Here is a 25070-nt window from a genome sequence, read left to right on the forward strand (position 1 = left end):
GGAGTCTTTGAATAATAGCAAGGCTTCCTTTTATGATGCCGTCGCCAAATACACGCATACCTTTAACGAGAAGAATACGGTTAAGGCTATGGGCTACTATAGTAATGATGCCTTTAGTATTACCTCTGATTCCATTTACGGTTACAATAACAGGTTAATGTCCTTACAATGGGATCACCAGTTCAATGATAAAAATGCAGGTAGTTTGATTGTGGCCAATAGTAACTATAAATTCAATATTGGGTATGAGGGAAATTCAGATAACAATTTTGACTTGGGATTTGTTGTAGATGAAACCGAGGCCAAGTTCAAGTTCACTTACCTGCATAGTAAGGCCCATAAGTTCGATTATGGTCTTTCCGCCAAGTTGTATAATGTGCAACCCGGGTATTTGGAACCCAATGGAGAAAACTCCATAGTGGAACCACAGACCATAGCTAGGGAAAAGGCTCGGAAGCCGCTGTCTATCTATCCGATAATTTTGAGGTGAACGATAAACTCCTGATTGATGTAGGACTTAGGTACTCCATGTTCGCCACCTTGGGTGAGACCGAGGCACGCATTTATGAAGAGGGCGTTCCCAAGAACGAGGAAACCTTGGTGGAAACCGTTTCCTATGGTAACAATGAGTTTGTGGAAACTTATGGAGGTCCGGAAGTTAGGGTTTCGGCAAGGTATTTCTTGGGAGAGGATTTTTCGGTGAAAGCCAGTTATAATAGTACCTACCAGTACATACATCGATTGTCCAATACCACGACCATAAGCCCTATTGACACTTGGAAACTATCGGACAACAATATTAAGCCACAGCGCGGAAGGCAGGTAGGTCTTGGATTCTACAAGAACTTGGATGCCAATACCTATGAAATAAGTTTGGAGGGATATTATAAAGAAGCGGATAATCTGCTGGACTTTAAAGTAGGTTCTGAACTTTTATTGAACGAAACCATTGAAACGGAAACCCTTCAGGGAGACGGCCAAGCCTATGGGGTTGAGTTTTTGATACGTAAAAACTCGGGAAGGTTGAATGGTTGGATAGGGTATACCTATGCGCGCTCTTTTTTGAAGTTGGACAGTGAATATGCCGAGGAACGAGTGAACAACGGGGAGTACTTCCCTACCAATTATGACAAGCCCCATGACTTTAGTGCCGTCTTGAACTATAAGTTTACCAGAAGGTTCAGCGCCTCGGCCAATTTAAGTTATCAGACCGGTAGGCCGGTCACCTATCCTGTGGCACGGTATAATTTCAATAATTCCGAATATGTGGTCTATAGTAATAGAAACGAATTCAGAATACCGGATTATTATAGATTGGATCTTGGTTTCAACATTGAAGGGAACCACAAGCTAAAAAAGTTGGCACATAGTTTTTGGAATATTTCGGTGTATAACGTATTGGGAAGAAACAATCCCTACTCGGTATTTTTTGTAACCGAAAATGGGGAGTTAAAGGCTTATCAAAGCTCCATATTCTCCATTCCTGTACCTACAATCACCTATAATTTTAAGTTTTAACGACTATGAAGAAAATTGGAAAAGTCATTGACTTAATTACAATTGGGGTATTTTTTCTATTCATAGTTTCTTGTATCGATGAATACGACTTTGAAAGTACCGAATTTCAAAGTACACTTGTCGTGGAAGGGACTATTACAGATCAAGAGGAAACCCAACGGATTATGATATCGCGGACCTTTCCTTTGGATACGGTATTAATGTCCGGAGTAAGTGGTGCCAACGTTTCGGTAACCGATAGCAACGGTAGTACTTTTAATTTTTCGGAAGCATCCACTGGCGAATACCTTTCAAATGCCCCGTTCTCAGTTGTTTCCGGCCTAACCTATACCTTAAATATAACCACTCCGGGCGGGGAACAATATCAATCCGAGGCCATGCCCGTACCTGCACAAACAACCATTGAAAACTTATATGCGGAAAGGGATTTTTTGGATGACGGTGCACAAGAAGGGATGTTTATCTATGTGGATAGCTATGACCCTTCGGGCCAATCTAATTATTATAGGTATGAATACGAGGAAACCTATAAAATAATTGCCCCCAATTGGACCGGGCTGGATGCCTATATAGTATCTCCTTTACCGTTTCCTGCAGTGGCCACGCGCCCTAAAGAGCGAGAAGAGCAAATTTGTTATGCAACCATTCCATCCAATAATATTATACAATTGAGCACCACGGAATTTGGAGAAGATAGGGTATCCAAATTTCCGGTTCGTTTTATCGATAGAGAAAATTACATACTATCACATCGATATAGTATATTAGTGAAGCAATATGTACAGTCCAGGGCTGCTTTTGCCTATTACGAAACCCTGGAATCGATGTCCGGCTCCGACAATTTCTTTGCGCAACTACAAGTTGGTTTTTTAGAGGGTAATATCAGGAATGTATCGAACCCGGACGAGGATGTTATCGGGTTCTTTCAGGTAAGTACCGTATCGGAACAGCGTATTTTTTTCAACTATGACGATTATTTTCCTAACGAACGCTTACCGGATTATCCGATACGATGTGATTTGGTATCACCTCCCATAATTACTGAGACAGGGGCTTCTCCATTATTGATTGCCATTGAGTTGGAAACTTTAAAATATGTGGAAGACTATGATCAAGAAAGAAACCCTTTAAATTTTAGTGAATTCAGTCCGTTTTTAATGGTGCCAACGCCTTGTGGGGATTGTACCGTGTACGGAAGCAATATAGTGCCGGAATTACGGGTGGAATAGTACCATATGGATAGGTACCATGTGTTAATAAAAGAAAGATTGCAAAAATTAATTAACCATATAAAGTTAGTAGTAATGCTATTTGGGGTTTTACATTTAGCACAAAGTTGTGTGGATGTCTTTGACTTTGAATCTACCGAATTTCAGAGCGCACTGGTTGTAGAGGCTACCATAACGGATGAGGAAGCCATACAGCATGTTAGGATTTCTAGGACTTTTCCTTTGGATACGGTGTTGATGGCTGGTGAGAACAATGCCTTAGTTTCAGTGACGGATAGTAATGGAGGTACGTACGATTTTACTGAAGTATCATCGGGCGAATATAGTTCGACCGTTCCTTTTGCCGTAAATTCCGGTTTGACTTATAAATTGAATATCGTTACCGTAGATGGAAATAAATACGAATCAGAAGATACCAATGTTCCTGCAACAACAGAAATCGACAGGATTTATGCTGAAAGAGATTTTAAAGATGATGTTGATGAAGGTATGTTTATTTATGTCGACAGCTATGATCCTTCCGGACAGTCCAAATATTATAGTTACGAATACGAGGAAACCTATAAAATAATTGCACCTTTTTGGAGCCCGGAAGATGCCTACGCGGTTTCATTACCTCCAACTCCGGCAGTAGCCACTAGACCTAGAACACAAGAAGAACTCGTCTGTTACAATACGGTTGGATCCAATACAATAATACAACAAAGCACTACGGAGTTCGATGAAGATCGTATAACAAAGTTTCCCGTACGTTTTATAGACAGGAACAACTATATTTTATCACACAGATATAGCATTTTGGTAAAGCAGTATGTACAATCGCGTGAGGCATTTACATTTTACAAGACTTTGGAAACGCTATCAGGTTCGGAAAATCTTTTTAACCAAATACAAACAGGTTTTTTGGAAGGTAATATCCGTTCTGTATCAGATACCTCCGAAGATGTAGTCGGTTTTTTTCAAGTAAGTACAGTATCCAAAAAGCGACTCTTCTTCAATTATAAAGATTTTTTTCCGGACGAACGATTGCCGGATTATGTAAGTGATTGCCCACTTTTGGCCCCTGCTCTGGTTGTGGAGGGAGGAGCCTCACCATTGATCGATGGTATAGAACAGAACTTAATCAAATATTATAGTGAATACAGTGCACCTGAAGACGGTTTATTGACTTGGGACGCTCCATGTCCTTACTTTATGGTGTATAGAGTATGTGGAGATTGTACCGTTTTGGGCAATAATACACCACCTGATTTTTGGACAGAAGAATAAAAAAATAAGAAGATGAAAAATTTAAGGAACCTTATTTTGGTAGCGCTGCTTTTGAATAGTATTCAGCTGGTTGCACAGGGGACTTCGGCTAATGCCTTTGTTAATAATATGAAAATTCCCTATCAAGAACAGGCATACCTCAAGACCAATACTAATTTGGGTTTTGTGGGCGAATATTTGTACTATACATTGTTCAACCTAAGGTCAAATACCGGGCAGTTGAGTGGGGTTAGTAAAATAGCATATGTAAAGTTGGTAAACGAAAATGGGGAGGTGGTCGTAAACCATAAAATAAAATTGACAAATGGAGTAGGTGATAGTAACTTTTTTATCCCCTCCAGTGTTCCTTCGGGAATTACAAACTGGTTGCCTATACCCAGTGGATGTTGAATAATGGCATGGGGTACTATTACGAGCAAGATTTTACAGTTATTAATCCATATACAAGCAATCAAGCTGTATTTCGAAATAGTAATAATGGTAGTGTCCCTAATTCCGGAGATGATACTAATATGTCAAGGGCAAATGGAAATCAACCTTTGCTGTTGGAGTTAGATAAAGCCTCTTACGGCAAAAGAGAGGCTATTAAGCTAAACCTTACTTCTTTGGGAGCAAAGGAGGGATATGGCAATTATGTTATTTCGGTTAGGAAAATCGATGAACTAAAGGGAGGCAAAAAGCCGACGGTGCTGGATTATCAAAAAATATATCCTGAGGTGAAGCCCATTCCAAATAGGGTGCTGCCGAATTGCGGGGAGAATTGATTCAAGGAAAAGTAACAACTTCCAATGGAACAGTTGGGCAAAGTGATGTTTTGCTCGCTGCGTCCTTCCCAGGGGAGGATTACCTTTTAAAAATCGTAAATACGAATAACGAGGGAGATTTTTTTCTTAACGTAAACAAGGATTATAGTGCACAGGATGTTTATATACAACCTCTTTCTAATGCTGGGGATGGTCTCGATATATCCTTGACCCCTGAGCAGGAATTGGATTTTTCAAAGCTTACGTTTCACTCTTTTTCTCCGGATAGGAATATGGAGTCCAGTATAAAGGAACGTAGTATTCACAATCAAATAGAAAATGCGTATTACAGCAGCAAACCGGATACGATTTTGTTAGGTAACGGTAACAAAAGATTTTACGGATCTGATGTAACAGAGTATGTTTTGGATGAGTACACAAGATTTTCTACGGTAAGGGAAACTTTTGTTGAGGTAGTGGAGCATGTTTGGTTACAAGCGAACAAAGATGGGCAGATGGAGTTTCACGTAAGACCGGAAGCTCCCTACGTAGAATCTCGGTCAATTGCCTTTGGTAATAGTGGATGGGGTTTTGGTTTTGAATCACGAGCTATTGTTAAATTTACCGTCAAGCAGGATCAATACCATACATATTTCTAGAAACCAACATTTTTACGGAACAAAAACCTTTCAAGGGGTAGTCGATATTTCCACTTTTAAGTCAGACTACTTTCAAAACTATTATACGGATGACTTATTTGCGAAGGAGCTATTTAAGCCAAATGAAAATAAAAATTATTATAGACAGTCCTATAAGGATACCTTAGGCAATTCCTATAGACGTTTACCTGATTTCAGGTATCAATTGCTATGGCTACCCCAGTACGGAGTGACCGAAAAAAATCAGGAAGTCGAATTTTTTAGTTCTGATATATCCGGGGATTTTGAAGTGATTGTGGAAGGATTTACGCTTACAGGAAAGCCTATTCTTCTAACAGAAAGGTTTAAGGTTCAATAACATAAAGTTTATTGGGGAAAACATTACATTTAGCCCAAACAAAATACTAAATACTAATCAGAGTTAGTAGCAGTGCTTTATTTGGAGTTAAAGCTTACCATCATTATCATCTTTAATTTAGAACTTGTTCATCTAATTCAATAAGTAATACTATTACTTCTTTATAAAAAATAAAGTAAAAATTCCTACCGACTTTTTTATTAGGTTTTGGTTATAGTATAGTCTACAAAGAATTACATTTTTTAGAACTTTGTAGTTAATCCTATAAATTTAATTTTAAGCAGGTAATATAAATCATCCAGTTGTCGATTAAAGGTAGGTTTACTGGATAATCCGGATGGCAAACAAATTTCATCAATTGATTTAAGCAATTTGTAGAAAAATCACTCTGTTTCATTACAATCGTTAAAAATTTGTACAGAACTAAATACAGAGTTTATGAAAACATTTTTACTTTTTAAAGAAATTTATACTGAGGCATTTAGAAGTATTCAGAGTTATATCGTTAAGCACTACTTCAAGGCTTTTGCCTTTTTTACCCTAGTAATGTTCGCGATTGTTCTGTACGCTTTTTTGTATAGGGTAAGTACAGGATTTGTTTTTTCTAATATCTGATGATAGATTAACATAGCATTTAGAATAAGATACTTTGTAATATGTATTTCATATTAAAAAGCTACTTATTAATTCCGGTAATATGTTTTAACTGAAAAATTTAACGTCCAGTATTACAAGGGTGACATTGCAGTAAAAACATTACATTTAGCCCAAAGGAAAACTAAATGCTAACAAAAGTTTACGGTAGTGCGGTATTTGGAGTGGAAGCAACCACTATTACCGTGGAGGTAAACATCGACAAGGGCATAGGCTATCACTTGGTAGGACTTCCCGATAATGCCATTAAGGAAAGTAACTATCGTATTGCGGCGGCCTTGCAAAACAATGGCTACAAAATTCCGGGAAAAAAATCACCATCAACATGGCTCCTGCAGACCTGCGAAAGGAAGGTTCCGCCTATGACCTTACCTTGGCATTGGGTATTTTGGCCGCGTCTCGGGCAAATACAGTCGGAAGCTATCGAGAAGTATATCATTATGGGCGAACTTTCACTAGATGGTAGTTTGCAACCCATAAAAGGGGCATTGCCCATTGCCATAAAAGCTCAAGAGGAAGGTTTCGAAGGATTTATCCTCCCAGCGGAAAATGCCAAGGAGGCAGCCATTGTTGGAAATCTGAAAGTTTTTGGGGTAGAGAATATCAGACAGGTCATCGACTTTTTTGATCAGGGCACTCCTTTGGAACAAACTATTATCGATACCCGTGAAGAGTTTTATAAAAATTTGGATTTTCCGGAATTCGATTTCTCCGATGTCAAGGGACAGGAAAGTATCAAACGCTGTATGGAAATCGCCGCTGCGGGCGGGCATAATATCATTCTAATTGGACCTCCAGGTGCCGGTAAGACCATGCTGGCAAAAAGATTACCTTCCATTTTACCGCCCATGACCCTGCACGAAGCCCTGGAAACCACAAAAATCCATAGTGTGGTTGGCAAGATCAAGAATATGGGACTCATGAGCCATCGCCCGTTTCGAAGCCCACATCACACGATTTCGGATGTGGCACTTGTAGGAGGCGGGGCCTATCCACAACCCGGTGAGATTTCGCTCTCGCACAACGGCGTATTGTTTTTGGACGAACTGCCGGAATTCAAACGCGGTGTTTTGGAAGTGATGCGCCAACCCTTGGAAGACAGGGAAGTAACCATTTCACGAGCGAAATTTACCGTAACCTATCCCAGTAGTTTTATGTTGGTAGCCAGTATGAACCCGAGTCCTGGTGGTTATTTTAACGACCCCGATGCCCCCGTAACCTCTTCGCCAGCCGAAATGCAACGCTACTTGAGCAAGATTTCGGGACCCTTGTTGGACCGAATCGATATTCACATCGAAGTGACGCCCGTTCCCTTTGAAAAACTCTCCGAAGACCGCAAAGGGGAGAGCAGTGTGGAAATCCGAAAACGGGTGACCAAAGCCAGGGAACTCCAAACCGAAAGGTTCAAAGAATTGGAAAGTGTCCATTATAATGCACAGATGAACACCAAACAGATTAGGGAATTCTGTAGGTTGGATGATGCATCTAAATCTTTGCTAAAAAACGCTATGGAGCGGTTGAACCTTTCTGCACGTGCTTACGACCGAATCTTAAAAGTAGCACGTACCATTGCCGACTTGGATAATGCCCCGGATATCACCGGCAACCATATCAGTGAGGCGATTCAATATAGAAGTTTGGACCGAGAAGGTTGGTTGGGGTAGGGATAGCTAAATATCTCATTACACATAGCAATCAGGACAAAAAAACTCAATAAATAAAATTGTCTATAATATGTAGAAGTTTTTTCATCACCTATTTTATTGGCTTTTATAAAGAATACAATTAATTGTACCATTGGTAAACGGTTTATACCAAAGTACCAAAAGGAAAACTGCTTTTAGTTTGCTCTCTTTTTGTAATTTTAGTAAAACCATTTATATGCCAACCACAGAACAGTGCAAAAACTGCGAACAAAAATTTGATTCATCCTTTGATTACTGCCCTCACTGTGGTATGGAAGCCAGTGACAATCTCACTTTTGGTGTCTTGTTTAGCAATACCATAGAGAATTATTTTTCTATAGATGCTAGATTCTTTAAGAGCTTTGGAACGCTTATGTTAAAACCTGGTGTTCTTGCACGGCGGTTTGTTGATGGAAAGCGATTGAAATACTTGCACCCTGCACAATTTTACCTTTTTATCTCGGTTGTCTTTTTCTTTATTTTTTCTTTCAGCGTCCGCAAAGCAGATACTGAAGTTTCAGAGGCTTTCAAAAAGGGATTTGAGCAGGAAATAAGTTTGGATTCTATAAAGATTAAGACAGATTCAGTGGATATTTCTCAGGCCAAAGAAGTCATTAAAAAAAACCGGAAGATTATAGGTCTATCTGACGATGAGCTAGTGGAATTAGATTCAGTAATGAACTCAGATTCTCAGACCGCCAATATTTCATTTGGCTTTGAGCGCAAATTATTGGATTCACTAATTACAGCAGGGGCTCCCCTCGCTCAGAAATATAAGGCCATGGGCATGAAAGAAGATGCCAATGCCTTTACCCGTAAGTTTTATGCACAAATGCTTAAATTTTATGAAAAGCAAGGTGGCGGTATTATACAGGTATTATATGATACTATACCTATTGCAATGTTCCTACTTTTACCACTTTTTGCCGTACTGGTGACCTTGTTCTATTGGAAACGTGGCACCTTTGCCCACCACTTAGTGTTTAGTTTTTATTATTTTACCTTCATATTCACCTCGTTTTGTGTCATCCTACTAGTGAATAAAGTATGGGAAATTCCTATTTGGATTGAAGTGCTAATTTGTTTCTCCTTTGTAATATACCTGATTCCGGCACTGCGAAATTTTTATAAGAGTTCATGGTTGGGAGCCTTTCTTAAAGCTAATATTATTTCATTTCTCTACATGATGATTATTGTGCCCGTTGCTGCCATAGGAATTATTTTGGTAGCCTTTATGTTATATTGAGTTTTTGCGGTAAACTAAAAGGAAAGTAAATGTTTGCTTTTTATTGAGTTTCTTTTATTCTTTTATATCATTTTGTCCTCGGGTAAGCCGACTAGATATTACCGTTCTTCAAAGTTTGCAACTTCGAATCAGCCCTCAAAAATTACCCCATCACTTTTTTTAACCCTTTATCAAAAGCCTTCATATCCTCCATGGTGCCGGTACTGATACGGGCCCATTCGTAAAAGGGTGGGAAGGGTCTACCTATTAGAACGTTTTCCTTTTCCATGGTGGCCATCATGTCTCGAATAGGTCTTCCGGTTTTAAAGAACACAAAATTGGTGTGGGATTTTATGTAGGGCAATTCCAAATCGTCCAAGGTTTTGTAAATGGCCTGTTTGGCCTCCATGTTCTTCGCCACGCTAAACTTGTAAAAATCGTCGTCGTCCAAGGCATGCCTGGCAGCTTCAATGGCTAGCACATTGGTCATGGCCATAATGTTTTTTCGTAATCGTGAAGCAACATCGGGCCGGGCTACCAAATACCCGATCCGCATCCCTGCTAAGCCATATACTTTGGAGAAGGTCCTGGAAACGATGACGTTCTTACCTTCCTTCACCAATTCCACCATGGAAGGGTAATCGGGTTCCGTGATAAAATCGTAGTAAGCCTCGTCGCTAAAAACCATGGCCTTTTCACTGGTACGTTCGCAAAAGGATTTCAGTTCGTTTTTGTCCAAAAGAGTCCCTGTAGGATTGTTGGGATTACAGATAAAAATGAGTCGGGTCTTACCATTGATCCGGTTTTCCATTTCCTTTAAATCGTGCTGCATATTTTCATCTACAGGTACTCGGTGCACGTAGGCCCCTAAATTTTCGGCATAGGTCAACATGGATTGGAAGGTTGGGTCCGCCGCGATGAGTTCACCGCCTTGCAGCCCGTAGGTAAGACCTACGGCTTTAAGCCCCTCCGTAGAACCACCGGTCACTACGATATGGTCCGTAGAAACGCCTTCGGTTTCGGCAATTTTTTCCAATAAGGGTCTAAACACAATGGAAGGATAGCGACAAGCATTATCAAAGGCAGCGGTTATGGCAGTTCTTACTTTTTCCGATGGCCCATATGGGTTTTCGTTGCTATTTAGTTTTGCTACGTCAAGAAGCAAATTACTTTTCTCCTTAAGAGGTCTAGTAATTGCTAGTGCGTTTAAACCACCCATGGCGGTAAGGCCACCCGTAAGTGCAAAGGTCTTTAACCAGTTTCTTCTGTCTATGTGATTCATACCTTTTTTGGATTTTTTCTAAAAGGTACAAAAAGATGTGGTTAGTCGGAGTTCTACAATAAAATAAGGAAGTGCCCCTTTTTGGGCTATATCTCGGATTTCCTCGTTATTGTTATCCCTTTTTTCCTTTTTCTCGGAATTAAAAATATCCTTAAGAATATAGGCGGTCACAATGGTGAGTCCGGTAGTAAGGGTGGGTATGGCAAATTCCCATTTTAAAAGCTGCATCAAACCGCCAGCTATGATTGTCAAAACACCAAGTACCATAGCGAAATTCCGAGACGATTTCAATTATACTGTTCGTAGATTTCCGGTCTTGATTCATAAAATAGGCAGTACCTTCCATGGCAAACCAAAGTATAAAGGATAGTGCCGTACCTATTTGAAATAATCCGGTATAGGGGAAATCTAGAATTCGTAGAAGACCATTGGTGGTCGAGAAAGGATCAGCACCATTTTAATAAAGTCTACAGGTTTTTTAGGATTCTTTTTGGCGAACCGGACGGAGTAAAGTACTAGAATTGCCAAAAAGGAGACCAGTATGATACCACCAGCATAAGGCCAGTGCACTATTCGCGTAAGCATACCAACAATCAAACAGGCCAAGGCCACTCTAAGCGGTGTTTTTAAGGTTTTGTTAGTTGTGCTCATAACGATAATTTTTAGTTGATTACTTTTATGTTTGCCTTGAGGCCTTCCATAATTCCCATAATGTTTTTAATAGTTTCATTTAGGTAGTATCTTACTAGAATATGGGGGATACGAATGGTGGTAAAACCATTTTTAAAGGAGTGCATGGCCTCCTCCAAATTATTGATGGCCTGTTCCTCGGTCATTTTTTCATAGCCACAATCAATTTCAATATTCAGCTTTACCCTAGAAATGGCGATATCGACGGATTTTTTTCCATCCCACCATTCTAGCATTCCTTGGACTCCAGCCTCTTTTAATCCATAATACAATTGAATGGCCTCTAGAGGAGTATTGTTCTTTTTGATCAGTTCCTTTATCAATTCCTGATGATGCGAGCATAGCTCTACACCCACGCTTTCTATGGCACTTTTATGATCAAGATATCCAAGCTCTTTGTTACATTCTAAGCAAGTCATTAAGAAGGTTAAGTTTATTTGGTTTGGGGTATTTATAACAACGATTTTTTGGGTTTAGTATTCATAATCGATGTATGACATCCTGTTTTTAGACGAATGACATTTTTTTAGATAAACGGCATTTTGAAATGTTAAAATTGTTGTGAACTTCTATTTTTTTAAAGGGAGAATTTTAGGATAATTGAAGGTATCTTTATCAAAACCTAAATTTTTTACCGAATGTTTAAAAAAATGGGTCGTAAATCCTAGTTGCGGCCGCATTCATTGGATCAGGGACGGTAACGGCCTGTACAATAGCAGGGGTTTCATTTGGATACGCCTTGTTGTGGGCCATGTTATTGTCGGTAATGGCCACCATGGTATTACAGGAAATGTCCGCCGGATTGGGAATCATTACCCAAATGGGTTTGGCAGAGGTTATCAAACAGGAATTGCCCAATAAATATGTAAAAATGACTGTGGTGGGTGTTATCCTTTCAGCCATAGTCATAGGTAACGCAGCTTATGAGGCAGGAAATATTGGAGGAGGTGCATTGGGCCTAGAGGCATTGTTTGGGTCGTCATTTACTGGTTACTTTCCTTTTCTAATTGGCTTTTTGGCATTTATATTGCTTTATATGGGAAACTATAAAGTGTTGGAGAAGGTCTTTATTTCGTTGGTACTACTCATGAGTTTATCCTTTATTATTACTGCCTTACTGACAAAGCCCAATGTAATACTTATTCTAAAAGGACTTTTTCTTCCCAATGTTAACAATGATAATATATTGACGGTAATCGCTTTGGTTGGTACTACGGTAGTCCCGTACAATTTATTTTTACATGCCTCATTGGTTGGGGAAAAATGGAAATCAAAAGATGATTTAAAATATGCTAGGCGTGACACCTATCTTTCAATATTTTTAGGTGGCTTTGTCTCAATGAGTATTATCGTTGCGGCGGCCTCTGTAGATTTGATGAGGATTGATAATGTAATGGATATGGCCAAGGCTTTGGAACCACTGTATGGTACCAGTGCCCGATATTTCATGGGAATTGGCCTTTTTGCGGCGGGAGTAACTTCGGCAATTACGGCTCCTCCGGCGGCGGCTTATGTTGCGTCCAATTGTTTTGGATGGAAGGAGGGGCTTAAAGATGTCAGGTTCAGAATTGTTTGGATGGTTATTTTAGGATTGGGTGTTTTCTTTCTATCCTTTAATATCAAACCGATTGAAGTAATCAAGTTTGCCCAAATAGCCAATGGAGTCCTTCTTCCCGTAATTGCCATTTTCCTACTTTGGATAGTCAATAGGAGTACCGTTATGGGTGCATATAGGAACACCACCATTCAGAATGTAATGGGAATTGCCATTGTTCTTTTAGCTGTATTCTTAGGGGTGAAGAGTATTTTAAAGGTTTTAGAATTAATATAATGGAGAAATATGCCATAGATATCAATTGCGATGTAGGGGAGGGTGTTGCAAACGAAGCCCAACTTTTCCCGTTTATTACAAGCTGTAACATTGCATGCGGAGGACATACGGGTAATAAGGTTACAATGAAAGAGACTCTTCATTTGGCTAAGAAATATGATGTTCGTATTGGAGCTCATCCTTCATATCCCGATCGAGAAAATTTTGGAAGAAAATCACTTACGATGGATGCTAAGGAATTTTCCAAAAGTATTGTTTCACAAATAGGGTTATTGGAATCTATTTGTAAGGAGGAGAATGTTTCCTTAAAACATATCAAACCTCATGGGGCTTTATATAATGACCTAGCCAAGAGTGAGGAATTGGCTCGTTTGTTTTTGGATGCCATTCATGACTATAAAACTAAGTTGGTACTATTTGTACCTTTTGATTCGGTCATTAAAAGTCTCGGCTAAAAAAGAGGGTTTTCAAATAATGGTAGAGGCTTTTGCCGATAGAAACTATAATGAAGACCTGAGTCTTGTGTCCAGAGGATTGCCCAATGCCCTGATTACGGAACCGCAAAAGGTCTTGAATCATTTGGTGCTTATGGTCAAGGAGCATAAGGTCAAGACCATCACCAATACATACAAAAACATGGTAGCCGATACCTTTTGCATACATGGCGATACCCGGGAAGCTTTACAAATATTAATGTATATTACAATAGAATTATCAAAACACGACATAGCCTTAAAAAGATGAGCCATCCCCCAATTTCCTTAAAACCATATGGAAGGCATGCCATATTAATTGAATGGCCCAATGAGGTAAGCGAAACAATTTTGGAAAGTATCTTGGACTTTGAGGACTTTCCGGTCAAGGATTGTTTAAAAGAAAAGGATTGGGAAACCATCTCAGCTTACAATTCCCTATTAGTCATACATCCAACCCTTGAAGTCGAATATGAAAATTTCAGTGCTAAAATAAAGGAATGGTACGAGCAATCTAAAGGGAGTATAGATAGACAGAAGGTGCTCCGGAAGCTCCCCGTATGCTATGACAAATCATTTGGAGTCGATTTGGAGGAGGTATCAAAATATTTGGGTAAGACCATAGATGAAGTCATTAAACTTCATACGGAAAGTATTTATACTGTTTATGGGATTGGTTTTGTTCCTGGTTTTATGTACTTGGGTGGCGTTCCCAAGGATTTGGAAATTCCCGAAAGGCAACTCCTAGGTTGAAAGTGGATAAAGGAGCTGTTGGTATTGCCGGAAAACAAACGGGTATTTATCCACAGGAATCCCCTGGGGGTTGGAATATTATCGGAAACTGTCCGGTTTCCCTTTTCGACAGAAATAAAAAGGACCCTGTTTTGTAAATGTTGGGGATAAAATACAGTTTCATAAAGTGTCCTTGGGCGAATATGAACTGCACAAAATAGAAGCCGAGGTAGGAATTTATAAACCGAGAAAAAGTGATACTACATGCTTAAGGTTTTAAAGGCCGGATTTTTTACCAGCATTCAGGATTTGGGAAGGTTTCACCATAGGAAGAAGGGTGTCCCGGTTTCGGGTTGTATGGATCAACCTTCGGTTTATAAGGCAAACACCTTATTGGAAAACGATGTGCACAGTGCCGTTTTGGAAATTACCATGACCGATTCAACGCTGGTATTTGAAAAGGATACTTTTATTGTAATAGCGGGTGCCATAATTTCGGTAACACTTAACAATGAACCCATTCAAAATTATAAGGTGTACCAAGTGAAGGAAGGAGATATCTTGTCATACGGGAAGCTCAAAAAGGGAATTAGAACTTATTTAGCAGTTAAGGGTGGTTTTAAAACCGACGAAATTCTTGGCAGCCGATCATTTTATGTTCCCATAACGGATAGGAATAGAATCGAGGATGGTGATGAAGTTCCCTATGGGGAAAACAAGAGTTTTTCGCCAAAGATTTCCGAAATTAAAGTAGATAGCTTGTTGGACGAAACGGTATTGGAAGTGTACAAAGCCCCTGAATTTGATTTGCTGACCGATAGACAATTGGAAAACCTATTTTCAAAGGAATTTACGGTTTCCAAAGAAAACAATCGAATGGCATACCAGTTATCTGAAACCTTGGAAGGGCATCAGCATAGTATTTTGACCTCGGCCACTTTGCCCGGAACGATTCAATTGACACCTTCCGGAAAATTAATCATATTAATGAAGGATGGACAGACTACGGGAGGTTACCCTAGAATACTCCAACTTTCGGATAGATCCATCTCTGTACTGGCCCAAAAGAGAGAAGGCAATACCATCTCATTTAAGTTTATTTGATAATTTATCGAGATTCTTATCAATTTTTTGGTGGCATAATAATTTTACGTACTATTGTCTTATGAATACGAATCATAGAACTGTCATTGAGGTCGTCATTATTTCCAACCGGGAATGATATAGATTTTCATTGACTTAAAAACCTGTATCAGAGCTATCCGATACAGGTTTTTTTTATGTTTCCTTTCAAAATCTCAATGTATTGAATATGATATTAAAACAAAAACTAAGTTATTGTAAATCAGTTGTTTGATGCATTTTTGACAACATTGAATTTGAACCTGAAATAAATGTTAAAAACTGAACGGATATTAAACTTATATCTTTGATATAGGCCAATTTAAAATTGACTTTAGAAGACGAAAAAAATGGAATTGAACAAGTACAGCAAAAGTGTAACCCAAGACCCAACTTTACCTGCGGCACAAGCTATGCTGCATGCCATAGGATTAACTGATGATGATTTAAAGAAACCCTTAGTAGGAATAGCCAGTACAGGTTACGAAGGCAACCCCTGTAACATGCACTTGAATGATTTGGCTGTACATGTCAAGAAAGGTGCCGATAATGCCGGTTTGGTCGGTTTAATTTTTAATACCATTGGAGTAAGTGACGGAATTTCCAATGGAATCCGGGAATGCGTTTTTCGCTTCCCTCAAGGGATATTATTGCCGACTCCATGGAAACTGTGGTTGAGGCGATGAGTTATGATGGTCTCGGTCACCGTAGTTGGCTGTGATAAGAATATGCCAGGTGCCCTAATGGCGATGTTGCGTCTGAACAGACCTTCCATATTGGTTTATGGGGGTACCATTGCATCCGGTTGTCACAACGGTAAGAAGCTTGATATTATTTCCGCTTTTGAAGCATATGGGCAGAAAGTGGCCGGAAATATTGACGAGGAAGAGTATAAGGAGGTAATTCATAAAGCATGTCCTGGTGCTGGTGCCTGTGGAGGAATGTACACAGCGAATACGATGGCTTCTGCCATTGAAGCATTGGGAATGTCCTTACCATTTAACTCCTCCAACCCGGCTATAAGTGATGGAAACTTAAAGGAACAAGAGTCGGTTAGGGCTGGAGAAGCCTTACGACTGTTATTGGAGAAGGATATTAAACCATCTGATATTGTTACCAAAAAATCATTGGAGAACGCTTTTAGATTGGTTACGGTTTTGGGTGGATCTACCAATGCCGTGTTGCACTTTTTGGCAATTGCCAAGGCTGCCCAAATTGAATTTACTTTGGAAGATTTCAAGAAAATAAGTGATAATACACCCCTTTTGGCAAACTTGAAACCTAGTGGAAAGTATTCCATGGAAGACCTTCATGGTGTTGGTGGAATCCCGGGTGTATTAAAATATATGTTGGATAACAATATGCTGCATGGTGATTGTTTGACCGTGACTGGAAAGACGTTGGCGGAAAACCTAAAAGGTGTACGAAATTTGGTAGATGGACAGGATATCGTAAGCACATTGGATAAGCCTATTAAGGAAACTGGGCATATCAGGATTTTGTTCGGAAACCTGGCTACAGAAGGTGCGGTTGCCAAGATTACGGGTAAAGAAGGTTTGTCCTTTAAAGGGACTGCCAATGTATTTGATAGTGAGACCGCTGTAAATGAGGGTATTAAGACTGGAAAGGTAAAAAAAGGTGATGTGGTGATTATTAGATATGAAGGCCCTAAAGGTGCTCCCGGTATGCCGGAAATGCTGAAACCTACCTCCTCTATCATGGGAGCAGGTCTAGGTAAGGATGTTGCCTTAATTACTGACGGACGTTTTTCAGGTGGGTCTCATGGTTTTGTTGTGGGGCATGTTTCACCGGAGGCTCAGGTGGGCGGGAACATTGCCCTGGTTGAAAATGGGGATATCATTTCCATCGATGCGGTGAACAATACAATCGATATTGAAATTTCTAATGAAGAGTTGGAAGCGAGAAGATCAAAATGGGTAGCTCCGAATTAAAGGCCAAAAGAGGAATATTGTACAAATATGCCAAAAGTGTTTCATCCGCATCCAAAGGATGTGTAACGGATGAATTTTAAAGCTTAGGTATTTTTAATTGTTTGATATGGAAACATTGAAAGAAAAAAAGACAGCACAAAAGACCAAGAAATCCATTAGAATTAGTGGAGCGGAAGCCATTATTCATTGTTTGTTGGCGGAAGGTGTCGATTTGATCTATGGCTATCCGGGCGGAGCCATTATGCCTGTCTATGATGAACTTTATAAATTTCAGGATAAGCTTACCCATATTTTGACACGACATGAACAGGGAGCCACACATGCTGCCCAAGGATATGCCAGGGTATCCGGTAGGGTAGGTGTTGCCATGGCTACATCAGGTCCAGGCGCTACGAATTTGGTAACGGGGCTTGCGGATGCACAAATAGATTCAACGCCCTTGGTTTGTATAACTGGTCAAGTGCCGAGACATTTATTGGGTTCAGATGCCTTTCAAGAAACCGATATTATTGGTATTTCAACCCCGGTCACCAAATGGAACTATCAGGTGACCAAAGCTTCGGAAATTCCTGAAATTATGGCAAAGGCATTCTATATTGCAAAATCGGGTCGTCCAGGTCCTGTTCTAGTTGATATTACTAAAAATGCGCAGTTCGATGAACTGGATTTCACTTATACCAAATGCAATGGGGTCAGGAGTTATAAACCGGCACCAAAGCCGGATGCTGATGCCTTGAAACAGGCGGCCGATTTGATCAATAACGCAAAAAAGCCTTTGATTGTTTGGGGTCAAGGAGTCATTCTTGGTAAAGCGGAGGAAGAATTGAAAGAATTGGTTGAGAAAGCTGGAATTCCTGCAGCTTGGACCATTATGGGAGCATCCGCCTTGGATTCCGAACATCCTTTAAATGTTGGTATGGTAGGCATGCACGGTAATTATGGGCCAAACCTTTTGACCAATGAATGCGATGTATTAATAGCTATTGGAATGCGCTTTGACGATCGAGTGACTGGTCGTTTGGAAGATTATGCAAAACAGGCCAAGGTAATCCATTTTGAGATCGACCCTGCAGAAGTCAATAAAAATGTCCATGCAGATGTGCCCGTTCTTGGAAACTCCAAGGAAACCTTGAGTTTGATTTTACCATTGATAAATCCAAATTCGCACAAGGAGTGGCTTCAGTTGTTTGCTGAAAAATACCAAATAGAATATGATACTGTCATCAAGAACGATATCTATCCAACCAAGGAAGGCTTGACCATGGGTGAGGTAATTGAGGAAATCAATCTTGCCTCGGATCAAAAAGCGGTTATTGTCACCGATGTTGGGCAGCACCGGATGATCGGTTGCCGATATGCAAAGTTCAAGGAGTCTAAAAGTAATATAACGTCAGGAGGATTAGGAACTATGGGGTTTGCTTTGCCTGCGGCCATAGGTGCCAAAATGGGAGCAATGGATAGGGAAGTGGTTGCTATTATTGGCGATGGTGGATATCAAATGACCATCCAAGAATTGGGGGTAATCTTTCAGCACAACGTACCAGTAAAGATTGTGGTCTTGAACAACGACCATTTGGGCATGGTACGCCAATGGCAGGAATTATTCTTCGACCGCCGTTACGCTTCTACGGTAATGACCAATCCGGATTTTGTGAAAATCGCGGAGGGATATCATATAGAGGCAAAACGGGTAACCGAGAGAAAGGAATTAAAGAGCACGATACAGGAAATGATGGCTTCTAAGAATCCTTACTTTTTAGAAGTGAAGGTGGAGAAGGAGGATAATGTGTTCCCGATGATACCGTCAGGAGCTGCGGTATCCGAGATTAGATTGAAATAATCAATGGACGATTCCAACGTACAGGATATTCCAAAAGTCTACAGGGCTATTCAGGATAAATCCAATGAAATTGGGTTTGCCATGCCCTCCGATGTATATGTAGGAACCCTTTTAAAAACTTTGATTAGCTCAAAACCAAAGGGAAGATTCTTGGAACTAGGTACCGGTATTGGATTAAGTTTATCATGGATGATTGATGGATTGGATGCGGAATCTAAACTTATAACGTTGGACAATGATCCCGAATTAATTGAAATTGCGCATACTTTCTTTGGTAAGGATACTCGGGTTGATATTGTTTGTGATGATGGCGCCGAATGGATTAAAAATTATGAAGGAGAGCATTTTGATTTGATTTTCGCCGATGCGTGGCCTGGAAAATATGGTCAACTGGAAGAAACCCTTAATCTATTAAAGGTTGGAGGTTTCTATGTAATCGATGATATGTTGGCCCAGCCAAACTGGCCGGAAGGGCATGACAAAAATGTGGAGGAATTGGTTGCACATTTGGAAAGCAGGGAAGATTTGAATTTGACAAAAATGAACTGGTCAACAGGTGTCGTATTGGCCGTAAAAACAAAATAGTAAAGGAACTATAAGTCCATTAAAACAAGTAACAGCCAAAATAGTTGGCTTTGAATTAAGGTTTACGTGATGAAAAATGAATGGTTTACCATTTCGGTATATTCCGAAAATAATGTTGGATTGCTCAATAGGATATCTCGGTATATTCTTAAAGAGACATATCAATATAGAGAGTTTGAACGTGTCCAAATCGGAAATCGACCATGTTTCCAAATTCACTATCGTGGTGAATACCACTGAGAAATGGGTTCACAATATCGTTGGGCAAATTGAAAAACAGATAGAGGTCATAAAGGCATTTTATCATACTGATGACGAAACAATTTATCAGGAATCGGCACTATTTAAAATTGCCTCCAATCTTTTATTCGACGAACGTCAAATCCAAAATATCATCAAGGAAAGTAATTCGCAGATCGTTACGGTTTCTAGAGAGTTTTTTGTTTTGGCAAAAAGCGGTAGAAGGTTCGAGATAGATGAGATGTACGAACAATTAAAGCCTTTTGGTATTATGCAATTTGTTAGGTCTCGGCCGAATTTCGGTAACTAAGGACGAAATGCAAATTACATCCCTATTGCGTGAGTTTCAGCACAATTAATACATTTGAAAACTAATTAAACTAATCCCTTCGGGAAAAATCACACTTAAAAACAATAAATAAAATGTCAAACTACTTTAATACGCTGTCATTAAGAGACCAATTAACACAATTGGGAAAATGTAGATTTATGGATCCCACGGAATTCTCCGATGGCGTAACTGCGTTAAAAGGAAAGAAAATTGTAATCGTTGGTTGCGGTGCCCAAGGCTTGAACCAAGGCTTGAACATGAGAGATTCAGGGTTGGATATCGCCTATACCCTTAGGGATGCCGCCATTAAAGAAAAAAGACAGTCATATATAAATGCATCTGAAAATGGTTTTACTGTTGGAACCTACGAGGAATTGATTCCTAGTGCCGATTTAGTCATCAACCTTACACCGGACAAACAACATACCCAAGTAGTAGGAGCAGTAATGCCCCTAATGAAAAAAGGAGCCACTTTGTCATATTCACATGGATTTAATATTGTGGAGGAAGGAACCAAAATAAGGGAGGACCTTACCGTAATCATGGTAGCTCCTAAGAGTCCAGGTTCAGAGGTTAGAGAGGAGTACAAAAGAGGTTTCGGTGTTCCTACGTTGATAGCGGTACACCCTGAAAATGACCCAGAAGGAAAGGGATTGGAACAGGCCAAAGCGTATGCAGCCGCTACAGGAGGTCATAAGGCAGGGGTGTTGGAGTCTTCTTTTGTAGCGGAGGTAAAGTCAGATTTAATGGGAGAGCAGACCATTCTTTGTGGTTTGTTACAGACAGGTTCCATCCTATGTTTTGATAAAATGATAGAGAAGGGCATCGAACCTGGATACGCTTCCAAATTGATTCAATACGGATGGGAAACCATTACGGAAGGGATGAAATATGGAGGAATTACCAATATGATGGATCGTTTATCCAACCCGGCAAAAATCAAGGCATTTGAACTTTCTGAGGAATTAAAGGACATCATGAGACCATTGTTTCAAAAACACATGGACGATATCATGACCGGGTACTTCTCTAAAACTATGATGGAGGATTGGGCCAATGATGATAAGAATCTATTGACATGGAGAGCTGCAACTGGTGAAACAGCCTTTGAGAAGACGCCTGCGGGTAGCGATTCTATTTCCGAACAGGAATATTATGACAATGGTGTATTGATGGTTGCCATGGTACGTGCCGGTGTGGAGTTGGCATTTGAATCTATGACTGAATCCGGAATTATCGGGGAGTCGGCATATTATGAATCATTACACGAAACTCCATTGATTGCCAATACAATCGCTAGAAAGAAATTGTTTGAAATGAACCGTGTAATTTCCGATACTGCGGAATACGGTTGTTACTTATTTGACCATGCCTGTAAACCTTTATTGGCCGACTTCATGAAAAAAGTAGATACCGATGTAATCGGGAAGCATTATGGTGAAGAAAGGGACAATGGTGTTGACAATGCCAAGTTGATAGCTGTCAACAAAAAACTAAGGGAACATCCTGTTGAGGTAGTGGGCGCTAGACTTAGGGAGTCCATGACGGCTATGAAACCAATCGTATAATTTTTAATAACAAACCTTTACCGTACATCCTATGGAATATTTCCCAAGGGTAGAGGATATACAGCAAGCGGCGTTGACCATCCGACAAGTATCGGAGGTAACGCCGCTTACTCCTAGTATACGTTTATCCAAACTGTTTGGTGCGAACGTGTATCTAAAAAGGGAGGACTTGCAGCGGGTTCGCTCTTATAAGATTAGGGGTGCTTACAATAAGATCAATTCCCTCAAGCAGGAAGAAAGAAGGCATGGCGTTGTATGTGCAAGTGCCGGAAATCACGCGCAAGGGGTGGCATTCGCTTGTAGGCATTTAAAAATCAAGGCGACGATTTACATGCCATCAGTAACGCCCAGGCAAAAGGTAGAGCAAACCCGGATGTTCGGTGAGGAATGGGCTTCTATTGTTCCGGAAGGGGATACCTTTGATGATTCCTTCAATGCTGCCATGAAGTATTGTGTTGCGGAAAATAAGACATTTATACATCCTTTTGACGACCCAAAGGTCATTGAGGGGCAGGGCACAGTTGGTTTGGAACTGTTGGAACAATCCAAAGAACCAATTGATTATATCTTCGTAGCTATAGGCGGTGGTGGTTTGGCATCGGGACTCTCAGCGGTTTTCAAATCTCTTTCACCTAATACAAAAATCATTGGTGTGGAACCTTTTGGAGCCCCTTCAATGAAAACATCCATCGAAAAAAACAAAAACACGGAACTGCCTCATATCGATAAGTTTATTGATGGGGCAGCCGTTAAAAAGGTGGGTGATCTTACCTTTGCCATATGCAAGGAGCACCTTCATGATGTATTAACCGTACATGAAGGTAAGGTTTGTCAATCCATTTTAGATTTGTACAACAGGGACGCTATTGTCGTGGAACCGGCTGGGGCTTTAAGTATAGCCGCATTGGACGTCTATGCAGAAAAAATTAAAGGAAAGAATGTTGTCTGTATCGTAAGTGGTAGTAATAATGATATCACCGTGAACGGCAGAAATAAAGGAGCGGGCCCTTTTATATGGAAAATTAAAACACTACTTTATTGTCCGGTTTCCCCAGCGACCCGGAGCGCTTAAACAATTTGTAGCAGAAATTTTGGGCCCTACGGATGATATTACCCATTTTGAATATTCCAAAAAATCGAGCAAGGAAAATGCACCTGCCGTTGTGGGTATCGAACTAAAAAATCCAGAGGATTTAGAGCCTTTAATGGAAAGAATGAAGGCCAATAACTTTTTTGGGGATTATATTAATGACAAACCGATTTATTTCAATATTTGGTATAAAATTGAAAATATGAGCAATAAGAAAACCAACATACCTAAGGAATTTGTAATCGATCAACCAATTCATCAGACCCAATATTTAATAGACGGGAAATTAAAGGTATGGTCAGGGCCAACAACCGATGTTTATTCTAGCATTTCTTCCACGGAAGAGTATAAACCTACCTTGTTGGGCAGCGTGCCGCATTTACAGGAGCCTGAGGCAATGGATGCTTTAAATGCAGCCTTGAATGCCTATAATAAGGGTCAGGGAGTTTGGCCAACGATGCACGTAAGGGATCGAATCATCTGTATGGAAAATTTTGTGAAGCAGATGAAGACAAAGAGGGACATCGTCGTTAAATATTTGATGTGGGAGATTGGAAAATCATTACCTGATTCCCAAAAGGAGTTCGATAGAACGGTAGAATATGTTGAGGATACCATTGAGGATTATAAAAACTTGGATAGAAATGCGGCCAAATTCCAAAAACATGATGGAGTTTATGCACATATCAAAAGGGGACCTTTGGGAGTGGTACTTTGTTTAGGACCTTATAACTATCCGTTGAATGAAACTTTTGCATTGTTGATTCCGGCTATCATCATGGGGAACACGACGATTTTTAAGCCTGCCAAACATGGAGTACTCCTGATCACTCCTTTATTGGAAGCATTTCAATCCTGTTTTCCAAAAGGTGTGGTTAATATTATTTTTGGAAGGGGAAGAACAGTTGCGGCGCCGATTATGCAGACTGGAAAAGTGGATGTTTTGGCCTTGATCGGAAATAGTAAATCTGCAAATGCACTACAGGATCAACATCCAAAAAGTAATAGATTACGATTGGTTTTGGGATTGGAAGCTAAAAATCCTGCCATTATTTTGCCGGATGCAGATATGGATTTGACTATCAATGAATGCCTAGCAGGCACGCTTTCCTTTAATGGACAACGATGTACGGCCTTAAAGGTTATCTATGTACATGAGGATGTACGCGAAAATTTCCTAAAGAAATTCTCAGAGGAAGTAGATAAACTCAAGTTTGGTAACCCATGGGACGATGGGGTAAAATTGACACCATTGCCGGAACCTGATAAGCCCGCTTATATACAGGATCTAATCGATGACGCCTTGGCAAAAGGGGCAAAGATTTTGAACAAAAAGGGAGGCAAGCATTTTGACAATTATATATGGCCGGCCGTTTTGTATCCCGTAACAAAGGAAATGAGGGTCTATCAGGAAGAACAATTTGGTCCGATTATCCCAATTGTATCTTTTTCCGATATTGAGGAGCCTTTGGATGATATGGCGGAAAGCAACTACGGTCAACAGGTAAGTCTTTTTGGGAAGGATGTTTATACACTATCCCCGTTGATCGATACCTTGGTTAACCTAGTTTGTAGGGTAAACCTAAATAGTTCATGTCAAAGAGGGCCGGATGTATATCCGTTTACCGGAAGAAAGGACTCCGCACAATCTACTTTAAGTGTTCATGACGCCTTGCGGTCATTTTCTATTCGTACGTTTGTTGCTTTTAAGGACAATGATTTGAATACCCAAACCGTGCAACAGTTATTGGAAGCCAAAGTTTCCAATTTTGTAAGTACAGATTACATTCTGTAACTATTAAATAGAAAATTAAAAAAGCCGGAACTTTGTTTCGGCTTTTTTATGTGGAAATACCAAGAAATGTGTCATTTTATCCATAATTAACAAATAGCTAACCTAATAGGTTAATATCGCATATAAAAAGGATAATAAAGCGACTACTATTGGTGTATAAGTTTCCTAATTTTGTGCTACAGAATATAGGCAAAGCCAA

The 25070-nt window shown here is 40.0% G+C and carries 24 protein-coding genes and 3 pseudogenes; 23 read left to right on the forward strand and 4 right to left on the reverse strand.

Annotation, left to right across the window (positions count from 1 at the left end):
* Window positions 1–7 precede the first annotated feature (7 nt).
* From NYZ99_RS21660 to NYZ99_RS08055, 11 genes are all read left to right on the forward strand, one after another.
* Complete coding sequence (locus tag NYZ99_RS21660) at window positions 8–490, forward strand: TonB-dependent receptor (RefSeq protein ID WP_338039397.1); 483 nt, start codon at window positions 8–10, stop codon at window positions 488–490.
* Window positions 487–1518: a TonB-dependent receptor plug domain-containing protein gene (locus NYZ99_RS21665; protein WP_338039398.1), complete on the forward strand. Its 1032-nt coding sequence runs from the start codon at window positions 487–489 to the stop codon at window positions 1516–1518. Before NYZ99_RS21660 ends, NYZ99_RS21665 begins: the two co-directional genes overlap by 4 nt.
* A gap of 5 nt (window positions 1519–1523) precedes the next feature.
* A complete protein-coding gene (locus NYZ99_RS08020) occupies window positions 1524–2747 on the forward strand; it encodes a DUF4249 domain-containing protein (protein WP_260574771.1) in 1224 nt (407 codons plus the stop codon).
* A gap of 39 nt (window positions 2748–2786) precedes the next feature.
* Window positions 2787–4016, forward strand: a complete 1230-nt coding sequence (locus NYZ99_RS08025) for a DUF4249 domain-containing protein (protein ID WP_260574772.1) — start codon at window positions 2787–2789, stop codon at window positions 4014–4016.
* 12 nt (window positions 4017–4028) lie between these two features.
* Window positions 4029–4406, forward strand: a complete 378-nt coding sequence (locus tag NYZ99_RS08030; protein WP_260574774.1) for a hypothetical protein — start codon at window positions 4029–4031, stop codon at window positions 4404–4406.
* Window positions 4400–4780 (forward strand): hypothetical protein, encoded by a 381-nt coding sequence (locus tag NYZ99_RS08035; RefSeq protein WP_260574775.1) that lies wholly within the window; start codon window positions 4400–4402, stop codon window positions 4778–4780. The genes NYZ99_RS08030 and NYZ99_RS08035 overlap by 7 nt, the downstream gene beginning before the upstream one ends.
* On the forward strand, window positions 4777–5418 hold the full coding sequence (locus NYZ99_RS08040; protein ID WP_260574776.1) for a hypothetical protein: 642 nt from the start codon (window positions 4777–4779) through the stop codon (window positions 5416–5418). The genes NYZ99_RS08035 and NYZ99_RS08040 overlap by 4 nt, the downstream gene beginning before the upstream one ends.
* The gene (locus NYZ99_RS08045) at window positions 5372–5776 is read left to right on the forward strand and encodes a hypothetical protein (RefSeq protein WP_260574777.1); all 405 of its coding nucleotides are present in this window, start codon (window positions 5372–5374) and stop codon (window positions 5774–5776) included. Before NYZ99_RS08040 ends, NYZ99_RS08045 begins: the two co-directional genes overlap by 47 nt.
* Window positions 5777–6214: 438 nt before the next feature.
* Window positions 6215–6391 carry a DUF6747 family protein gene (locus NYZ99_RS21670; RefSeq protein ID WP_338039399.1) on the forward strand — a complete coding sequence of 59 codons (177 nt, stop codon included), beginning with the start codon at window positions 6215–6217 and terminating at the stop codon, window positions 6389–6391.
* Window positions 6392–6558: 167 nt separating this feature from the next.
* Entirely contained in the window at window positions 6559–8094 is a 1536-nt protein-coding gene (locus NYZ99_RS08050) for a YifB family Mg chelatase-like AAA ATPase (protein ID WP_476738693.1), read from the forward strand.
* 217 nt (window positions 8095–8311) lie between these two features.
* Entirely contained in the window at window positions 8312–9361 is a 1050-nt protein-coding gene (locus NYZ99_RS08055; protein ID WP_260574778.1) for a DUF3667 domain-containing protein, read from the forward strand.
* A 142-nt stretch (window positions 9362–9503) separates the two neighbouring features.
* Here the strand turns inward: NYZ99_RS08055 and NYZ99_RS08060 are convergent, their stop codons facing one another.
* The 4 genes from NYZ99_RS08060 to NYZ99_RS08075 form a co-directional block, all read right to left on the reverse strand.
* Window positions 9504–10622: a pyridoxal phosphate-dependent aminotransferase gene (locus NYZ99_RS08060; RefSeq protein WP_260574779.1), complete on the reverse strand. Its 1119-nt coding sequence runs from the start codon at window positions 10620–10622 to the stop codon at window positions 9504–9506.
* An 18-nt stretch (window positions 10623–10640) separates the two neighbouring features.
* A complete protein-coding gene (locus NYZ99_RS08065) occupies window positions 10641–10889 on the reverse strand; it encodes a hypothetical protein (RefSeq protein ID WP_260574781.1) in 249 nt (82 codons plus the stop codon).
* Window positions 10890–11030: 141 nt separating this feature from the next.
* Complete coding sequence (locus NYZ99_RS08070; RefSeq protein WP_260574782.1) at window positions 11031–11273, reverse strand: hypothetical protein; 243 nt, start codon at window positions 11271–11273, stop codon at window positions 11031–11033.
* A gap of 11 nt (window positions 11274–11284) precedes the next feature.
* Complete coding sequence (locus NYZ99_RS08075; RefSeq protein WP_260574783.1) at window positions 11285–11731, reverse strand: hypothetical protein; 447 nt, start codon at window positions 11729–11731, stop codon at window positions 11285–11287.
* Window positions 11732–11994: 263 nt separating this feature from the next.
* On the opposite strand from NYZ99_RS08075, the gene NYZ99_RS08080 reads away from it, so the two are divergent.
* The 12 genes and pseudogenes from NYZ99_RS08080 to NYZ99_RS08135 all read left to right on the forward strand — a co-directional run bounded on the left by NYZ99_RS08080 (window position 11995) and on the right by NYZ99_RS08135 (window position 24871).
* Window positions 11995–13143 carry an Nramp family divalent metal transporter gene (locus tag NYZ99_RS08080; protein WP_420845219.1) on the forward strand — a complete coding sequence of 383 codons (1149 nt, stop codon included), beginning with the start codon at window positions 11995–11997 and terminating at the stop codon, window positions 13141–13143.
* Complete coding sequence (locus tag NYZ99_RS08085; protein WP_260574784.1) at window positions 13143–13598, forward strand: LamB/YcsF family protein; 456 nt, start codon at window positions 13143–13145, stop codon at window positions 13596–13598. The genes NYZ99_RS08080 and NYZ99_RS08085 overlap by 1 nt, the downstream gene beginning before the upstream one ends.
* A gap of 19 nt (window positions 13599–13617) precedes the next feature.
* Window positions 13618–13887 (forward strand): LamB/YcsF family protein, encoded by a 270-nt coding sequence (locus NYZ99_RS08090; RefSeq protein ID WP_260574785.1) that lies wholly within the window; start codon window positions 13618–13620, stop codon window positions 13885–13887.
* Window positions 13884–14506: pseudogene (pxpB, locus tag NYZ99_RS08095) on the forward strand (5-oxoprolinase subunit PxpB). The gene NYZ99_RS08090 and the pseudogene pxpB overlap by 4 nt, the downstream one beginning before the upstream one ends.
* Before the next feature lie 106 nt (window positions 14507–14612).
* On the forward strand, window positions 14613–15452 hold the full coding sequence (locus NYZ99_RS08100; RefSeq protein ID WP_260574787.1) for a 5-oxoprolinase subunit C family protein: 840 nt from the start codon (window positions 14613–14615) through the stop codon (window positions 15450–15452).
* Between the two features lie 368 nt (window positions 15453–15820).
* Window positions 15821–17502, forward strand: a pseudogene (gene ilvD / locus NYZ99_RS08105) (dihydroxy-acid dehydratase).
* A gap of 26 nt (window positions 17503–17528) precedes the next feature.
* On the forward strand, window positions 17529–19262 hold the full coding sequence (ilvB, locus tag NYZ99_RS08110; protein ID WP_260574791.1) for a biosynthetic-type acetolactate synthase large subunit: 1734 nt from the start codon (window positions 17529–17531) through the stop codon (window positions 19260–19262).
* Window positions 19263–19265: 3 nt separating this feature from the next.
* On the forward strand, window positions 19266–19847 hold the full coding sequence (locus NYZ99_RS08115; protein ID WP_260574792.1) for an O-methyltransferase: 582 nt from the start codon (window positions 19266–19268) through the stop codon (window positions 19845–19847).
* Window positions 19848–19916: 69 nt separating this feature from the next.
* Window positions 19917–20446 (forward strand): annotated as a pseudogene (ilvN, locus tag NYZ99_RS08120) (acetolactate synthase small subunit).
* A gap of 64 nt (window positions 20447–20510) precedes the next feature.
* Window positions 20511–21986, forward strand: coding sequence for a ketol-acid reductoisomerase (gene ilvC / locus NYZ99_RS08125; RefSeq protein WP_260574794.1), 1476 nt, complete (start codon window positions 20511–20513; stop codon window positions 21984–21986).
* A gap of 31 nt (window positions 21987–22017) precedes the next feature.
* Entirely contained in the window at window positions 22018–23058 is a 1041-nt protein-coding gene (gene ilvA, locus NYZ99_RS08130; protein WP_260574795.1) for a threonine ammonia-lyase IlvA, read from the forward strand.
* On the forward strand, window positions 23024–24871 hold the full coding sequence (locus NYZ99_RS08135) for an NADP-dependent glyceraldehyde-3-phosphate dehydrogenase (RefSeq protein WP_260575217.1): 1848 nt from the start codon (window positions 23024–23026) through the stop codon (window positions 24869–24871). The genes ilvA and NYZ99_RS08135 overlap by 35 nt, the downstream gene beginning before the upstream one ends.
* Window positions 24872–25070 lie beyond the last annotated feature (199 nt).

It is taken from the genome of Maribacter litopenaei (genome assembly GCF_025244665.1).
GTDB classification, from domain to species: Bacteria; Bacteroidota; Bacteroidia; order Flavobacteriales; family Flavobacteriaceae; genus Maribacter; species Maribacter litopenaei.

Coding starts and splice junctions, on each gene's coding strand:
- NYZ99_RS08070 (WP_260574782.1), bottom strand. CDS start 11,273: ATGAGCACAACTAACAAAACCTTAAAAACACCGCTTAGAGTGGCCTTG.
- NYZ99_RS08090 (WP_260574785.1), top strand. CDS start 13,618: ATGGTAGAGGCTTTTGCCGATAGAAACTATAATGAAGACCTGAGTCTT.
- NYZ99_RS08055 (WP_260574778.1), top strand. CDS start 8,312: ATGCCAACCACAGAACAGTGCAAAAACTGCGAACAAAAATTTGATTCA.
- NYZ99_RS21670 (WP_338039399.1), top strand. CDS start 6,215: ATGAAAACATTTTTACTTTTTAAAGAAATTTATACTGAGGCATTTAGA.
- ilvA (WP_260574795.1), top strand. CDS start 22,018: ATGGAATATTTCCCAAGGGTAGAGGATATACAGCAAGCGGCGTTGACC.
- NYZ99_RS08050 (WP_476738693.1), top strand. CDS start 6,559: ATGCTAACAAAAGTTTACGGTAGTGCGGTATTTGGAGTGGAAGCAACC.
- NYZ99_RS08060 (WP_260574779.1), bottom strand. CDS start 10,622: ATGAATCACATAGACAGAAGAAACTGGTTAAAGACCTTTGCACTTACG.
- NYZ99_RS08020 (WP_260574771.1), top strand. CDS start 1,524: ATGAAGAAAATTGGAAAAGTCATTGACTTAATTACAATTGGGGTATTT.
- NYZ99_RS08030 (WP_260574774.1), top strand. CDS start 4,029: ATGAAAAATTTAAGGAACCTTATTTTGGTAGCGCTGCTTTTGAATAGT.
- NYZ99_RS08035 (WP_260574775.1), top strand. CDS start 4,400: ATGTTGAATAATGGCATGGGGTACTATTACGAGCAAGATTTTACAGTT.
- ilvB (WP_260574791.1), top strand. CDS start 17,529: ATGGAAACATTGAAAGAAAAAAAGACAGCACAAAAGACCAAGAAATCC.
- NYZ99_RS08075 (WP_260574783.1), bottom strand. CDS start 11,731: ATGACTTGCTTAGAATGTAACAAAGAGCTTGGATATCTTGATCATAAA.
- NYZ99_RS08100 (WP_260574787.1), top strand. CDS start 14,613: ATGCTTAAGGTTTTAAAGGCCGGATTTTTTACCAGCATTCAGGATTTG.
- NYZ99_RS08115 (WP_260574792.1), top strand. CDS start 19,266: ATGGACGATTCCAACGTACAGGATATTCCAAAAGTCTACAGGGCTATT.
- NYZ99_RS08085 (WP_260574784.1), top strand. CDS start 13,143: ATGGAGAAATATGCCATAGATATCAATTGCGATGTAGGGGAGGGTGTT.
- NYZ99_RS08065 (WP_260574781.1), bottom strand. CDS start 10,889: ATGGTACTTGGTGTTTTGACAATCATAGCTGGCGGTTTGATGCAGCTT.
- ilvC (WP_260574794.1), top strand. CDS start 20,511: ATGTCAAACTACTTTAATACGCTGTCATTAAGAGACCAATTAACACAA.